Below are 14,449 nucleotides of genomic sequence, written 5' to 3' on the forward strand. Positions count from 1 at the left end.
GTCCGGGGCGGCGCCCGGGCGGTCAGGTGGTGGCCGGCTGGGCGGCGCGGGCGAGGGCGCGGCGCTGCCCCATGAAGGGGCGCGGGCGGTTGAGCGCGAGGACCGCGGTGGTGCGCCCCTCACGTTCGTAGCAGGCGAGGAAGCTGCGGTCGTCGGGAGAGCCTTCGAGGATGCGCGGGGTGTCACCGGGCAGCCGCCGGCCCGCGAACTGGATGCGGACGCCGTACTGGTCGGACCAGAAGTACGGCAGGCTCCGGTGGGTCGTGACGGTGCGCCCGGCCAGGAGGTTGTGTGCGGCCGTGGCGGCCTGTTCGGTGGCGCTGGTCCAGTGCTCGGCGCGGATGCCGTCCACCCTGGCGACGTCGCCGACGGCCACCACCTGGGGCAGCGGGGTGACGCATCCCGCGTCGCAGCGGACCCCGTCGTCGAGCGGCAGCCCGGAACCCTCCAGCCAGGCGGTACGGGGCCGGACGCCGATGCCGGTGACCACCACCTCGGCGGGAAGCAGCCGGCCGTCGGCCAGTTCGACCCCGGTGACCCGGTTCCCGGCACCCTCGCTGTGCAGACGGGCGACCCCGGTCCCGGTGAGGAGGGTGACGCCGTGGTCGGCATGGAGGGCGGCGCAGATGGTGGCCATCGTGTCGCCGAGCTGGGGTACGAGGGGGAGCGGGGCGGCCTCGACCACGGTGACGTGATGTCCGAGGGTGGCGCAGGACGAGGCGACCTCGGCGCCGATGAAGCCGCCGCCGATCACCACGACCCGGACCGGGCCGCGCGTCAGGTCCGCGCGCAGGGCCTGTGCGTCGTCGAGGGTGCGCAGGGTGTGCGCGCCGGCGGGCGCAGGGCCGGGCAGGCGGCGCGGGGCGGCGCCGGTGGCGATCACCACGCCGTCGGTGGCCAGGGTCCGGCCGCCGTCGAGGAGCACCGTGCGCCCGCCGGTGTCGAGCCCGGTGGCCTCGGTGCCCAGCAGCCATTCGGCGTCGAGTTCGGCGATCTCCTCGGCGTCGGCCAGGGCCAGCCGGTCCGGGCTCGTGGTGCCGGTGAGGAGGTCCTTGGACAGCGGCGGGCGGTCGTAGGGGCGGTGGGACTCGTCCCCGACGATCACCAGCCGGCCGTCGAACCCCTCGGCGCGCAGGGCCCGGGCGGCGTACAGGCCGGCCAGCGAGGCTCCGATGACAGCGACCGACTTCATGCGGCGGTGCCCTCCTCGGCGGCGTGCTGGACGTAGATCATGCCGTCCTCGACGGTCACGGGGTGGGTGCGCACCGCCCGGCGGGCCGGCAGACAGGTCGCCGCTCCGGTGCGCAGGTCGAAGGCCGCGGCGTGCAGCGGGCATTCGACCAGACATCCCTCCAGCCAGCCGTCCGCGAGGGAGGCGTCCTGGTGGGTGCAGGTGTCGTCGATCGCGTAGAGCTGCCCCTCGGCGTGGAAGACGGCGATCGGAGGTGCGGTGTCGATGCGTACGGATTCGCCGGTGGGCAGATCGGCGAGACGGCAGACAGGAATCACAGGACCCCCTGGATCATCGAGTTTCGCGGTGCGCACGATGGAGCGCTATGCGCAACAGAATCCAATCGTTGGGCCTATGCGTCAAGCGGTCCCGGGAAATGCCGGCCCTGGCGTGAAGAGCTCGCCCACACCCCCTTGACGGTGCCGATCCGGCGTTCCCACTATGTCTCTCATCGCGCAACGAGTCGTGCAGTGCGCAACACGAAGGGGTAGGGCATGCCACACGAAGTCCATGCCGTCGTCGCGGCGAAACACGGCGCACCGGTTGAGCTGCGGACGATCCTGGTGCCGGATCCCGGCCCGGGAGAAGTGCTGGTCGCCGTGCAGGCCTGCGGGGTCTGCCACACCGACCTGCACTACCGGGACGGCGCGATCAACGACGAATTCCCCTTCCTGCTCGGCCATGAGGCGGCCGGGGTGATCGAGGACGTCGGCCCCGGGGTCACCGATCTCGCACCCGGTGACTTCGTCGTCCTCGCCTGGCGGGCGCCCTGCGGCAGCTGCCGTTCCTGCCGCCGCGGCCGGCCCTGGTACTGCTTCGACTCCCGTAATGCCGCCCAGCCGATGACCCTGCCCGGGGGCACCCCGCTCAGCCCCGCGCTCGGCATCGGCGCCTTCGCCGAGAAGACGCTGGTCGCCGCCGGACAGGCGGTCAAGGTCGACCCGCACGCCCGCCCCGAGGCCGCCGGACTCATCGGCTGCGGAGTGATGGCCGGCTACGGCGCCGCCGTGCACACCGGCGCGGTGGGCAGCGGGGACACCGTCGCCGTCATCGGCTGCGGCGGGGTCGGCAACGCGGCCATCGCCGGCGCCTCGGTCGCCGGCGCGCGCCGGATCATCGCGGTCGACATCGACGACCGCAAGCTGGACGGCGCCACCCGCTTCGGCGCCACCCATACCGTCAACTCCCGTGGTACGGACCCCGTCGAGGCGGTCCGCGGCCTCACCGGCGGCCACGGCGCGGATGTGGTGATCGACGCGGTGGGCCGCCCCGAGACCTACACCCAGGGCTTCTTCATGCGCGACCTGGCCGGGACGCTGGTCCAGGTCGGCGTCCCCGAACCCGGCATGCGCGTCGAGCTGCCGCTCCTCGATCTCTTCTCGCGCGGCGGCGCGCTGAAGTCCTCCTGGTACGGCGACTGTCTGCCCAGCCGCGACTTCCCGGTCCTCATCGACCGCTACCTCAGCGGACGGCTCGACCTCGACGGCTTCGTCACCGAGACGATCGCCCTGGACGAGGTGGAGTCCGCGTTCGACAAGATGCGCGACGGCACCGTACTGCGCTCCGTCGTGGTCCTGTGACGGCGTTACAGAACCTCTGAGCCGCCACGCCCGCACCCACCCGCCCGACCACCCCGACCAGCAGCAGGAGGAGGGGCATGTCCCGCACGCCCGCAAACCGTTCCCGTGTGGTTGTCATCGGTGCCGGCATCGTCGGCGCCTCCCTCGCCGACGAGCTGACCGCCCGCGGCTGGAGTGAGGTCACCGTCCTCGAACAGGGCCCGCTGCCGGCCCCCGGCGGCTCCACCTCGCACGCGCCCGGCCTGGTCTTCCGGACCGGCCCGTCCAAGACCATGACCGAGTTCGCCACCTACACCGCCCGGAAGTTCGGCTCCCTGGACGTCGACGGGCTGCCCTGCTTCGACGCCGTCGGCGGGCTGGAGGTCGCCACCACCGAGGCCCGCTGGGCCGACCTGCACCGCAAGGCCGGGCTCGCCGCCTCCTGGGGCGTACGCGGTGAACTCCTCACCCCGCGTCAGTGCAAGCAGCTGTGGCCGATGCTGGACGAGACCCGGCTGCATGGCGGCTTCCACACCCCCGACGACGGGCTGGCCCGCGCGGTGCTCGCCTGCCGCGCGCAGATCGCCCGCGCCGAGAGCCGCGGCGCCCGTTTCCTGGAGCGGCACACCGTCACCGGCATCGAGCAGGCGGACGGCCGGGTCACCGGCGTCGTCACCGACCGCGGCACCTTCCCCGCCGACCACGTCGTCTCGGCCGCCGGCTTCTGGGGCCCGGTGATCGGCGCGATGGCCGGGGTCGACATCCCGCTCCTCCCGCTGGCCCACCAATACGCCACCACGGAACCGCTGCCCGCACTCGCCGGCGTCAACGGCCCGCAGGGGGGCACCCCCTCTTCGAGTGGGGCCGACAGCTCCGGCGACGAGGCGAGCAAGCCGATCCTGCGCTTCCAGGACCGCGACCTCTACTTCCGCGAGCACACCGATTCCGCCGGGCGCCGCCTCGGCATCGGCTCCTACGCCCACCGCCCGATGCCCGTCGACCCCTTCACCGTCCCCGCCTACGACGACGCCCCCACCATGCCCTCGTCCCTGCCCTTCACCCCGGACGACTTCGCCCCGAGCTGGCAGGACAGCATCGGCCTGCTGCCCGCGCTGGCGGACTCCCGGGTGGCCGAGGGCTTCAACGGCGTCTTCTCCTTCACCCCCGACGGCATGCCGGTCCTCGGCGAATCCCGGGAACTGCGCGGTTTCTGGCTCGCCGAGGCGGTCTGGGTCACCCACTCCGCGGGCGTCGCCAAGGCCGTCGCCGAGTGGATGACGGACGGCCGGCCCGCCATCGACATCCACGAGTGCGACCTCTACCGCTTCGAGGACGCCCAGCGCTCGCCCGCGTACATCGCCGACCGCGGCGCCCAGAGCTTCATCGAGGTCTATGACGTCATCCACCCGCTGCAACCCATGGACCAGCCGCGCCCCCTGCGCACCAGCCCCTTCTACCCCCGGCAGCAGGAACTCGGCGCGTACTTCCTGGAGGGCGGCGGCTGGGAACGCCCGCACTGGTACGAGGCCAACGCCCCGCTCGCCGAGGGACTCGAACTCCCCGGACGCGACGCCTGGTCGGCGCGCTACTGGTCGCCGATCGCCGCCGCCGAGGCGAAGGCGACCCGCGAGAAGGTCGCCCTGTACGACATGACCCCGCTGCGCCGCCTGGAGGTCACCGGACCCGGCGCCCTCGCCTTCCTCCAGCGCATGACCAGCAACAACCTCGCGAAGAAGCCGGGCGCGGTCACCTACACCCTGCTCCTGGACGAGGCCGGCGGCATCCGCTCCGACCTCACCGTCGCCCGGCTCGCCCCGGACCGCTTCCAGGTCGGCGCCAACAGCGGATCCGACCTCGACTGGCTGCTGCGGCACGCCCCCGACGAGGGGGTCCAGGTCCGCGACATCACCTCGGGCACCTGCTGCATCGGCGTCTGGGGCCCGCTGGCCCGCGACCTCGTCCAGCCGCTCACCCGCGACGACTTCTCCCACCAGGCCTTCGGCTACTTCCGGGCCAAGCACACCCACCTCGGCCATGTCCCGGTCACGGCGATGCGGCTCAGCTACGTGGGCGAACTCGGCTGGGAGCTGTACACCACCGCCGACCTGGGACTGCGCCTGTGGGACACGCTCTGGGCGGCCGGGCAGGAGCACGGGGTGATCGCCGCCGGGCGCAGCGCCTTCAACAGCCTCCGCCTGGAGAAGGGGTACCGCGCCTGGGGCCATGACATGACCACCGAGCACAACCCGTACGAGGCCGGTGTCGGCTTCGCCGTCCGCCCCGCCAAGGGCGACTTCATCGGACGGGACGCGCTGGAGGGCATGAGCGAGGACACCGTGCCGCGCAAACTCAGCTGCCTCACCCTCGACGACCCCTCGGCCGTCGTCCTCGGCAAGGAACCGGTCCATGTCGACGGCGCCCCGGCCGGCTACGTCACCTCCGCCGCCTACGGCTACACCCTCGGCCGCGGAATCGCCTACGCCTGGCTGCCGGCCGCCGCGTCGGTCCCCGGCACCGCCGTCCACATCGAGTACTTCGGTGAGAAGATCCCCGCCACCGTCGCCCGGGAGCCGCTCTTCGACCCGCAGATGGAGCGCATCCGCCGGTAGGGGAGGGCCGGTCGGGCGCCGGCCCTCCCCGCCCCGCACTGCCCGTACGCCGCACCCGCACCCCCGTACGCAGAAGGAGCAATCGCATGGCTCCCACCTACGACGTCATCGTCCTCGGCCTGGGCGGCATGGGCAGCGCCGCCGCCCACCATCTCGCCGCCCGTGGCGCCCGGGTCCTGGGCCTGGAGAAGTTCGGCCCGGTGCACAACCGCGGTTCCAGCCACGGCGGTTCCCGCATCACCCGGCAGTCCTACTTCGAGGACCCCGCCTACGTCCCGCTGCTGCTGCGCTCGTACGAGCTGTACGAGAAGCTGGAGCGGGACACCGGCCGCGAGATCGCCACCCTCTGCGGCGGGGTGATGGTCGGCCGCCCCGACAGCCGCACGGTGCGCGGCAGCCTGGAGTCCGCCGTGCAGTGGGACCTCCCGCACGAGGTGCTGGACGCCGGGGAGATCCGCCGCCGCTTCCCGACGCTCACCCCGGCCGACGACGAGATCGCCCTGTACGAGGCGCGGGCGGGCCTGGTCCGGCCGGAGTACACCGTCGCCGCCCATGTGCAGCTCGCCGGCCAGGACGGCGCCGAGCTGCACTTCGAGGAGCCGGTCATCCGCTGGGAAGAGCTGCCCGGGGGCTCCGGGGTCCGGGTCCACACCCCCGAAAACACCTACACCGCCGGGCAGTTGGTGATCTGTCCCGGCGCCTGGGCACCCGATCTGCTCACCGACCTCGGGGTGCCGTTCACCATCGAACGGCAGGTCATGTACTGGTTCGCCCCCGACGGCGGCACCGCGCCCTTCGTCCCGGACCGGCACCCGATCTACATCTGGGAGGACGACCGGGGCGTCCAGATCTACGGCTTCCCCGCGATCGACGGCCCCGGCGGCGGCGCCAAGGTCGCCTTCTTCCGCAAGGGCACCGTCTGCACCCCCGAAACCATCGAACGCACCGTGCACGACGACGAGGTGCGCGCCATGGCCGAGCAACTCGCCCCGCGCCTGCCCGCCCTCCCCGGCCGCTTCCTCAAGGCCGCCACCTGCATGTACTCCAACACCCCCGACGAACACTTCGTGATCACCCGGCATCCCGCGCACCCGGAGACCGTGACCGTCGCCTGCGGATTCTCCGGCCACGGCTTCAAGTTCGTGCCGGTGGTCGGCGAGATCGTCGCCGACCTCGCGCTGACCGGTGCCACCGCGCATCCCATCGAGCTGTTCGACCCCCGCCGGTCCGCCGCCGCGGCCGTCTGAGGAGACCGGATATGACGACCACACCCGCCCCGTCCGCGCCGGCCGCGGTCACCGAACCCGCCGCCGCGACCACGCCCAGCCTCATCGCCACCCTCGCCGGCCACCACTACACCGACCCGGAGATCTTCCGCCGGGAACAGGAGAAGATCTTCGAGCGGCTGTGGTTCTGCGCGGTCCGCAGCGCCGACCTGGACAAGCCCGGCGCCTTCCGCACGGTCCGGATCGGCCGGGAGAGCGTACTGATCACCCGCAACCGCGCCGGATCCCTGCGCGCCTTCCTCAACATCTGCCGGCACCGCGGCGCGCAGCTGTGCACCGAGGAGTCCGGCGAGGTCCGGCGCAACCTCCAGTGCCCCTACCACGCCTGGACCTACGACCTCGACGGCCGCCTGGTCGCCGCCCCGAACCTGCAGAAGATGCCGGACGTGGACCGCGGCGAGCGCGCACTGGTCACCGTCCCGCTGCGGGAATGGCTCGGCTACGCCTGGGTGTGCCTGGCCGACGAACCCCCGTCCTTCGAGGACACCGTGATCGGCGCGGCCGTCGAGCGGCTGGGGGACACCGCCTCCCTCGACCGCTACCGCACCGAGGGCCTCGCACTCGGCAAGCGCCTCACCTATGACGTGCAGGCCAACTGGAAGCTCATCATCGAGAACTTCATGGAGTGCTACCACTGCGCCACCATCCACCCCGAACTCACCGAGGTGCTCCCCGAGTTCGCCGACGGCTTCGCCGCCCAGTATTACGTCGGCCACGGTGCGGAGTTCGCCGACGAGGCCACCGGCTTCACCGTGGACGGCACCGAGGGCTTCGGCCGGCTGCCCGGCATCGAGGACACCCAGGACCGGCGGTACTACGCGATCACCGTCCGGCCGCAGGTGTTCGTGAACCTCGTCCCCGACCATGTCATCGTCCACCGGATGTTCCCGATGGCGCCGGACCGCACCGTCGTCGAGTGCGACTGGCTGTATCTGCCCGAGGTCGTCGACTCCGGCGCCGATGTCTCCAAGTCCGTCGAGCTCTTCCACCGGGTCAACGCCCAGGACTTCGAGGCCTGCGAGCGCACCCAGCCGGCCATGAGCTCGCGCGCGTATCGCGCCGGCGGGGTGCTGGTGCCCAGCGAGCACCACATCGGCGCCTTCCACCGGTGGGTCACCGACCGTCTGTCGGGGGAGGAGGCTTCCTGCCAGGAATAAGTGAAGAAGTCTTCATATGCCGTCGTTAAGATGGCCCCATGGGCCACCGAATGGATGACCGCCACACCGCCACCCGTGAACGACTGGACGCGGTGGGGGCCGCGGATGTCGCCGCCACCCTCCAGGCCCTGTCGACCCCCTCTCGGCTGCGCATCCTCGCCCGCCTCCAGGAGAGCCCCTGCGCGGTCGGCGATCTCGCCGCCGCCGTCGGGATGGAACAGTCCGCCTGCTCCCACCAACTCCGCCTGCTGCGCAACCTCGGCCTGGTCACCGGCGAACGCCACGGCCGCTCGATCATCTACGCGCTCTACGACCACCATGTCGCCGAACTCCTCGACCAAGCGCTCTTCCACGTCGAGCATCTGCGGCTCGGCCTCCATGACGCGCCGTCAGGGACGGTCCGGGCCGCCGGGCGTTGACCTCAGGCCCACCGTGTAGCCTGCGCATACAGGCCGTATGGGGGGTTCCTGGCGGGATGTCACGAGTGGGGAGTGCGGGCGATGGAGTCGGGGCGCGAGCGGGCCTACGCCTATCTCAAGGAGAGTGTGCTGACCGACCCGGCCATGCGGGACCGCTTCCTGTCCGAGCAGGAGATCGCGGACCGGATCGGCGTCTCCCGCACCCCGATCCGCGAAGCCCTGCTGCTGCTCGCCGCCGAGGACCTCGTGCGGCTGGTCCCCAAGCGCGGCGCGCACATCGCCCCGCTGTCCGGCCGTGAGATCGGCGAACTGATGGAGATGCGCGGCCTGATCGAGCGCTTCGCCGCACAGCGCACGACCGACCGGGGCACCGCACCCGTCGACGAGATGGCCGGCCTCCTGGACCGGCAGGAGGCGCTGCGCGGCGAGGCCGGCGCCACGGAGTTCCTCGCCGCCGGCCACCGCTTTCACGCCAGCCTCGTCGCCGCCGTCGGCAACACGCTGATGTGCCGTCAGTACGAGGCCCTGCGCAGCCGCCAGACCAGGGCCGGCGTGCCCGACCACTACGGCTCGGGCCACCGCCGGGACGAGGTGCTGGCCGAACACCGCCGGATTCTCGACGGGTTGGCGGCCAGAGACGCCGCGGCCACCTGTGCGGCCATCGACAGCCACCTCCAGGCGACCCGGCGCATCCTCCTGGCCGCGTGACCGCCGCGGCCGGCCCCTACAGCTGCCGGTTGTCCAGCACCGCCACGGCCCGCCGGACGCGGAGCGCCTCCTCGGCGTCCACCTCCCCGACGAGCAGGTCCGGCGCGGCGCCCAGTTGGGCGCGTACGGTCCCGTCGGGGCCGATCAGCGCGCTGTGCCCGACCCCGTGCGGCATCTTCGCGGGGGCCTCCGGATCGACGTGAGGGTCCGGGGCGGACTGATCGACGGCCGCGACCCAGACCGTCGCGTCCAGGGCACGAGCCCGCACCAGCAGGTCCCACTGCGCCCGCTTGCCCGGCCCCGCGCCCCAGGAGGCGGGCAGGACGGACACCGTCGCCCCGGCGTCCGCGTGCGCCCGGAACAGTTCGGGGAAGCGCAGGTCGTAACACGTGGCCAGGCCCACCCGGACCCCGTCGACGTCGATGGTCACCACGCGGTCGCCCGCCGCGACCGTGTCGGACTCCCGGAAGCCGAACGCGTCATACAGATGGATCTTGTCGTAGGACTCCTCGACACCGGGCCCGGTGGCCAGCAGCGTGTTGGCCACCCGCCCGTCGCCGGCCGGGGTGAACATGCCCGCCACCACCGTCACCCCGGTCTCACGGGCCACCGCGCGCACCCCCTCGGCCCACGGCCCGTCCAGCGGCTCGGCCACCGTCGCGAGCGGAGCCCCGAACCGCACCATGGCCGCCTCGGGAAGGGCCACCAGCCGGGCCCCCTCGCGTGCCGCACGACGGACGTGGTCCTGCACCGCCGCGAGGTTCTGCTTCGGATCGGTCGATGCCGTCATCTGGCACAGCGCGATACGCATCGGGCTCTCTCTTCCTTCGTGCCGATCGGTTTCCACGGTGACCGGTCCGGACCCTGCCCCGGACCCGGCCCGCCCCACGCACCGGACGGACCCCGGGCGTGTCACCCGCACCCACGTGCCGGGACGGCCACCCAGGCCATCCTGCCTCCGGACCGCCCGGTGCCGCTCGCCGGGCGCCCCCGCGGCGGGCACGGCGGCAGCGAAGTCGGTCTCTGTAACGGTAGTGACTCGAAGAGTGACTCTGACGTTTCCTCAGCTGTCTTTGTGGTGCACTTTTCGGACGTGGGGTCGTCTCATTTCACGGGGGAGCGATGACGCATTCGACAGCGTGCGCAGGATGTGGCCAGGGCCTGGATCCGGGGGCCGCGTGGTGCGCCAAGTGCGGTGCAGCGGCGGGATCCGGTGACCGGACCGCGACGATTCCGATGCCCGCCGGCCCCGTGTCGGCGCCGCCGACCGCGTCCACGGCACCGCTCACCACCGTCGCCGCCCGCGACCGCACCGCCGTGCCGCGGTGGGGCGAGGGCCGCGATGTGACCCGGTACATCTGCGCGGCCGCCTACCTGGACCGCGAATACGCCAAGTCGCTCATCAAACAGGTCGCCGCCGAACCCCGGCTGGGGGTGGCGCCCGCCCCGGCGTGCGACGTCCCCGTGGCGCTGCGCCACGCCTACCTCGCCAACACGCGCCGCCACGGCCGGGACCTGGTCCTCACCGTCCTGCTCCTGCTGGCCCTCGTCTTCACCTTGTGGGTCGGCAACGGCGCCCTCACCCTGCTGGTGCTGTTCCTCTCCTGGGTCACCCTGTTCTCGTTCGAGCTCTCGACGCGCTACGGCCGTCATCTGCAGAGCCTGCGCCCGGACCGGTTCGATCCCGCGGCCGCGCCCGCACCGCTCAACGACAACATCGCCACGCGCCTGCGGCAGATCGGCGCCTACGCCGGCGGGAACGTCACCACCTACAGCGGCTATTCACCGTTCATCGGATACGGCTTCACACGCGACTCGTGGTCCCTGACCTTCGACGTCACCACCTCGAGCCGGCCGGAGGGCCGGCCGCAGGAGTTCGACGTGGCGGATCTCTACGCCCACATCGCCGAGCGGGTCGGCACCCTGGCGCTGCCCTGCCTGGAGATCGAGGAACGGGTCTTCGTCGACGGCGGGTCCATCCTGACGGACCCGCGTTTCCTGCCCGATCCGCTCGGCCGGCCCGTCGCGCGGATTCCGTCCGCGCTGCTGGACTCGCTGAAGCGGACACCCGAGGAGGGCGCCCGCCCCTATCTGGCCGTGCACTCCACCGGCTGGGGCGGCGAGGCGGTCACCTCACTCTTCCTGCGCTTCGTCCGCTCGGACTCCCACCTCTTCGTGGAGGCGGTCCCGACGGTGTTGTACCCGCTGCGCGACCGCTACCGCGTCATCGACACCCTCATGCCCCGCCCGTCGGTGTCCGAGCTCTTTACGCTGCTGTCGGAAACGCTGGTCAGCACCGTGTTCGTGCTGCTGGCCGCACCCGCGCGGGCGGTCACGGGGTTCGCGCCCGATTACGGGTTGTCCCGGCGTCTGCGCCGGCAGCACAAGCTGATCACCAGGCTGCGCAGATTCGACTTCGGGGCGCGGCAGAGCGTGCGCCGGCAGGCGGCGGCCACGGAGCACAGCCGCTACTTCCAGAAGGCCGACAGCGGCATGGTCGTGAAGACGGTCGAGAAGCGGGTCCTGGACGCACTCGTCGAGTTCGCCGAGGAGCGCGGCATCGACGTGGGCGAGCTGGTGCAGCGTCAGCAAATGATCATCAACAACGGCATCATCGCGGCCGGCGGAGGGCGGGTGGACTCCAGCTCCGTCGCCTCCGGCGAGAAGTCCCGCGTCTCCACGGTGCTGGGCAAGATCCCGCTGCTCAACCTGGACTGAGAACCGAGTAGGGATGGGGAATCGGCATGCAGAGGAACGACGGAATCATCGCGACCGGCGGCTCGAACGTCGTCGGCAACGCCGTGGCCAGCGGCCGGAACGCGCGCGCCGAGGTGCGGGACAGCGGGCTGACCCAGACCGGCGGCGGGCAGCAGCCCTCGCCCCAGGACATCGGCGCCCTGCTCTCCCGGCTGATCGAGGAGCTCGGCCGGTCCGAGCACCCCGACCGTGCCGACCTGATCGAGGCCGCGGAGGACGCACGCGAGGAAGCCGCCTCGCAGACACCGCGCAGGGGCAAGCTGAAGCTGTTCGCCAAGGGGCTCGTCGAGGCGGTGCCGGGGTTCACGGCGCTGGCGTCCCTGGCGGTAACGATCGAAGAGGCGGTCCGCGGGCTGTAGGGGATGCCACGCGAAGGCCAGGATCCGAAGAAAACGTGAAGGACTCCGGGGGAGATGACCGTGTCCACCTGCATCTACTGCGGCGCGCGCCGTGAGGACCCGGCGGCGTCCTCGTGTCCGAACTGCGGCATGCCGCATGACGGCGTCGTGTCACCCGCGGCGGGACCGCCCGCAGGGGCCCCCACCCGCTACGGCTACGTCCGGGTCGGGGCCACCGCCCTCCCGTTGTGGCTGCTGTGGCTGGTGGCGGCGCTGCTCGTGGCGGGCGGGGTGACCGCCTACCTGCTCCCCGGCTCGTCCTCCGAACCGTCCTACCAGGCGGTCGACACGGTCCCGTCGAGCACGCCGTCCCCGGATGCGGGCTCGCCCTCCATGCCGCCGACCGACGCCTATCCGCCCGCCGTGCCGGACACCTCGTCGCCGACCGTCAGCGACACCCCCACCGAGCCGGAGAGTTCGCCGTCCGCCGAGGACGCGAGTGCGACCGTGCGGGAGTACTACCAGGACATCAACGACCGGAATTTCACGGCGGCCTGGGACCTGGGCGGCAAGAACATCGGGGGCAGCTCCTTCTCCCGGTGGTCCTCGGGCTACGGCTCGACCGCGTACATCTCGCTCACCGCGGTGAACGCCGACAGCTCCGGGAGGGTCGACGCCGTTCTCCACGCGACCCAGAGCGACGGCTCGATCAGGGTGTACCACGGGACCTACACGGTCTCCGACGGCGCGATCGTCAGCGCCGACATCTCCCAGGACTGACCCGGATCCCGTGACACGGGCGGGAAGACCGGGGCCGCGGAACGGGCACATCCCACGTGTCCGTGCGGGTGTTTGGGCCGTTGCGGCACCGCGGCCGAGGCCAAGGAAGCCTTCTTCCGGTGACGAGGCCCTCCCGACCCCGGTCAGAGGTGGTCCGGCGATCAGAGACTCGGGCGGTGGCCCGCGGGTATGTCCCGCGGGCCACCGCCCTTGTGCACACCGGGGTCCGCATCGGGACCGTCACGCGTACTTGTGCAGCTGTGCCTGCCAGGACCGCTCCCCGGTCAGGGCGTCCGCCGCGGCTCCGGGCAGACTGAGGTGCACCTCGCGGGACCCGTCCCGCTCCGGCGTCGGCATGATCTGCGCGGCCCAGGGGATGGGCACGTGCGGCAGTTCGCACCGGTAGGGGGTCCCGCCGCCGAAGTCGAGAGCGTAGAAGGGCAGCTTGGCCCGGTCGTTCACCTGAAGCATGTCGGTGTAGGCGCGGTACAGCATCCGGGGCATCACCCTCCGGTCCCGGCCGGCCGTGCGCTGCTCCACCAGATAGGCGATGTCGTCCCGGGCCTGGTCGGCGATGTGGTCCGACAGGCTCTCCCGGATCAGCCGTGCCGTCGTCCCCAGCGGGCAGTCCTGTATGTCGCGCGCCGTCATGCGCAGTTCGGCGCAGGTGATCGTGTTTCCCCAGTAGTTCTCGGGAATGTCGCTCAGATAGCGGCTGAAATCGACGAGGACGCCGAGACGTTCGACGCAGCCGGCCGACCGGGCCCGGAGCCGGCCGAGGGCGTGCCACAGGTGGGCGGTGAGGGCGTCGCTGGTGGAGATCCAGCCGTGGGGGAGCTGGTCGGTGGCCGCTTGCTTCATCGCGTGGAGTTCTGCGGCGTCGAACCGGAAGGTCGTCGTGCGGAGCTTGTGCGCGGTCAGCAGCATCCGGCTCAGGAGTGCGTACTTCTCCCGTCGCGAAGCCACCGTGAAGCGGCTGTTGTGGTCCCTCGCCTGAAGCGGGGCGCCGTCCGCGAGACCGTCGAGCAGGCGGCGGTCGTGGCACGGTGGGTGAGGGGGAAGACCGCGGTGTTCGGCGGCCCAGTCCAGCAGGAACCGCATATAGGCCGGCCCGTCCGCCAGCACGTGTTTCATGTGCACCCCCAGGACCGTTCCCCCCGAGGCCAGATGTGTGAGCTTCACCGCGAGCAGGGGGACGCCCTGCCCCACGAGCCGGACGACCGAGGCCCTCGGCAGGAAGGCGCGCAGCGGCGGCCCGCCCGGGGCCGGCGGGCAATCTCCCGCGCCGAGCGCGGAGTTCTCTTCCTCGAAGTGCACGCCGGAGTCATCGCACAGCACGTGCAGGACGCCGTTCGCGTCCCTCTCCGCACGGCCGCTCAACAACGGATAGGACATCAGCACTCTCGCCAGTGAGGCCCGCATTGCCGTGCCGTCCAGGCGTTCGCGGAAGAAGAACGCGCGTCCGGTGGAGATCGCGCCCATGGTGGCGTCCAGGGCGCACAGCGGGATGCGACGGCCGGTGGCACGTCCCGACCGGACGAGTGAGTGGTGCCGTGGCCGCTTCATCCTCTTCCTCCTTACGTGAGGGCGCGGCGGGGAGCCGGG

At 72.0% G+C, this 14,449-nt stretch carries 13 protein-coding genes; 9 read left to right on the top strand and 4 right to left on the bottom strand.

What is annotated here, in order from left to right; genetic code table 11:
- Positions 1 to 22 precede the first annotated feature (22 nt).
- The gene (locus OIU81_RS33085) at positions 23 to 1,192 is read right to left on the bottom strand and encodes an NAD(P)/FAD-dependent oxidoreductase (protein WP_329153748.1); all 1,170 of its coding nucleotides are present in this window, start codon (positions 1,190 to 1,192) and stop codon (positions 23 to 25) included.
- Positions 1,189 to 1,509 carry a bifunctional 3-phenylpropionate/cinnamic acid dioxygenase ferredoxin subunit gene (locus OIU81_RS33090; RefSeq protein ID WP_329153750.1) on the bottom strand — a complete coding sequence of 107 codons (321 nt, stop codon included), beginning with the start codon at positions 1,507 to 1,509 and terminating at the stop codon, positions 1,189 to 1,191. Before OIU81_RS33090 ends, OIU81_RS33085 begins: the two co-directional genes overlap by 4 nt.
- Positions 1,510 to 1,725: 216 nt before the next feature.
- On the opposite strand from OIU81_RS33090, the gene OIU81_RS33095 reads away from it, so the two are divergent.
- From OIU81_RS33095 to OIU81_RS33120, 6 genes are all read left to right on the top strand, one after another.
- Positions 1,726 to 2,811 (top strand): S-(hydroxymethyl)mycothiol dehydrogenase, encoded by a 1,086-nt coding sequence (locus OIU81_RS33095; protein WP_329153752.1) that lies wholly within the window; start codon positions 1,726 to 1,728, stop codon positions 2,809 to 2,811.
- Between the two features lie 77 nt (positions 2,812 to 2,888).
- Entirely contained in the window at positions 2,889 to 5,399 is a 2,511-nt protein-coding gene (locus OIU81_RS33100; protein WP_329153753.1) for a GcvT family protein, read from the top strand.
- 86 nt (positions 5,400 to 5,485) lie between these two features.
- Complete coding sequence (solA, locus tag OIU81_RS33105; RefSeq protein WP_329153755.1) at positions 5,486 to 6,646, top strand: N-methyl-L-tryptophan oxidase; 1,161 nt, start codon at positions 5,486 to 5,488, stop codon at positions 6,644 to 6,646.
- Between the two features lie 11 nt (positions 6,647 to 6,657).
- The gene (locus OIU81_RS33110) at positions 6,658 to 7,842 is read left to right on the top strand and encodes an aromatic ring-hydroxylating oxygenase subunit alpha (RefSeq protein WP_329153757.1); all 1,185 of its coding nucleotides are present in this window, start codon (positions 6,658 to 6,660) and stop codon (positions 7,840 to 7,842) included.
- Positions 7,843 to 7,880: 38 nt separating this feature from the next.
- Positions 7,881 to 8,261, top strand: coding sequence for an ArsR/SmtB family transcription factor (locus OIU81_RS33115; RefSeq protein WP_329153759.1), 381 nt, complete (start codon positions 7,881 to 7,883; stop codon positions 8,259 to 8,261).
- 81 nt (positions 8,262 to 8,342) lie between these two features.
- On the top strand, positions 8,343 to 8,969 hold the full coding sequence (locus OIU81_RS33120) for a GntR family transcriptional regulator (protein WP_329153761.1): 627 nt from the start codon (positions 8,343 to 8,345) through the stop codon (positions 8,967 to 8,969).
- A gap of 16 nt (positions 8,970 to 8,985) precedes the next feature.
- Here the strand turns inward: OIU81_RS33120 and OIU81_RS33125 are convergent, their stop codons facing one another.
- Positions 8,986 to 9,780, bottom strand: coding sequence for a carbon-nitrogen hydrolase family protein (locus tag OIU81_RS33125; RefSeq protein ID WP_329153763.1), 795 nt, complete (start codon positions 9,778 to 9,780; stop codon positions 8,986 to 8,988).
- Positions 9,781 to 10,205: 425 nt separating this feature from the next.
- On the opposite strand from OIU81_RS33125, the gene OIU81_RS33130 reads away from it, so the two are divergent.
- From OIU81_RS33130 to OIU81_RS33140, 3 genes are read left to right on the top strand one after another with little or no spacing between them, the layout of a single operon-like run.
- Positions 10,206 to 11,687, top strand: coding sequence for a zinc ribbon domain-containing protein (locus OIU81_RS33130; protein WP_329153764.1), 1,482 nt, complete (start codon positions 10,206 to 10,208; stop codon positions 11,685 to 11,687).
- 26 nt (positions 11,688 to 11,713) lie between these two features.
- Positions 11,714 to 12,085: a hypothetical protein gene (locus tag OIU81_RS33135; protein ID WP_329153766.1), complete on the top strand. Its 372-nt coding sequence runs from the start codon at positions 11,714 to 11,716 to the stop codon at positions 12,083 to 12,085.
- A 54-nt stretch (positions 12,086 to 12,139) separates the two neighbouring features.
- The gene (locus tag OIU81_RS33140; RefSeq protein WP_329153767.1) at positions 12,140 to 12,844 is read left to right on the top strand and encodes a hypothetical protein; all 705 of its coding nucleotides are present in this window, start codon (positions 12,140 to 12,142) and stop codon (positions 12,842 to 12,844) included.
- A gap of 240 nt (positions 12,845 to 13,084) precedes the next feature.
- On the opposite strand, the gene OIU81_RS33145 is transcribed toward OIU81_RS33140, so the two are convergent.
- Entirely contained in the window at positions 13,085 to 14,410 is a 1,326-nt protein-coding gene (locus OIU81_RS33145; RefSeq protein WP_329153768.1) for an acyltransferase, read from the bottom strand.
- Positions 14,411 to 14,449 lie beyond the last annotated feature (39 nt).

It is taken from the genome of Streptomyces sp. NBC_01454 (assembly GCF_036227565.1).
Classification (GTDB): Bacteria; Actinomycetota; Actinomycetes; order Streptomycetales; family Streptomycetaceae; genus Streptomyces.

Bases quoted from the DNA above. Each gene is read 5' to 3' on its own strand.
- OIU81_RS33130 (WP_329153764.1), top strand. From the start codon at position 10,206: ATGCCCGCCGGCCCCGTGTCGGCGCCGCCGACCGCGTCCACGGCACCG.
- OIU81_RS33115 (WP_329153759.1), top strand. From the start codon at position 7,881: ATGGGCCACCGAATGGATGACCGCCACACCGCCACCCGTGAACGACTG.
- OIU81_RS33100 (WP_329153753.1), top strand. From the start codon at position 2,889: ATGTCCCGCACGCCCGCAAACCGTTCCCGTGTGGTTGTCATCGGTGCC.
- OIU81_RS33120 (WP_329153761.1), top strand. From the start codon at position 8,343: ATGGAGTCGGGGCGCGAGCGGGCCTACGCCTATCTCAAGGAGAGTGTG.
- solA (WP_329153755.1), top strand. From the start codon at position 5,486: ATGGCTCCCACCTACGACGTCATCGTCCTCGGCCTGGGCGGCATGGGC.
- OIU81_RS33135 (WP_329153766.1), top strand. From the start codon at position 11,714: ATGCAGAGGAACGACGGAATCATCGCGACCGGCGGCTCGAACGTCGTC.
- OIU81_RS33095 (WP_329153752.1), top strand. From the start codon at position 1,726: ATGCCACACGAAGTCCATGCCGTCGTCGCGGCGAAACACGGCGCACCG.
- OIU81_RS33145 (WP_329153768.1), bottom strand. From the start codon at position 14,410: ATGAAGCGGCCACGGCACCACTCACTCGTCCGGTCGGGACGTGCCACC.
- OIU81_RS33140 (WP_329153767.1), top strand. From the start codon at position 12,140: ATGACCGTGTCCACCTGCATCTACTGCGGCGCGCGCCGTGAGGACCCG.
- OIU81_RS33125 (WP_329153763.1), bottom strand. From the start codon at position 9,780: ATGCGTATCGCGCTGTGCCAGATGACGGCATCGACCGATCCGAAGCAG.
- OIU81_RS33110 (WP_329153757.1), top strand. From the start codon at position 6,658: ATGACGACCACACCCGCCCCGTCCGCGCCGGCCGCGGTCACCGAACCC.
- OIU81_RS33085 (WP_329153748.1), bottom strand. From the start codon at position 1,192: ATGAAGTCGGTCGCTGTCATCGGAGCCTCGCTGGCCGGCCTGTACGCC.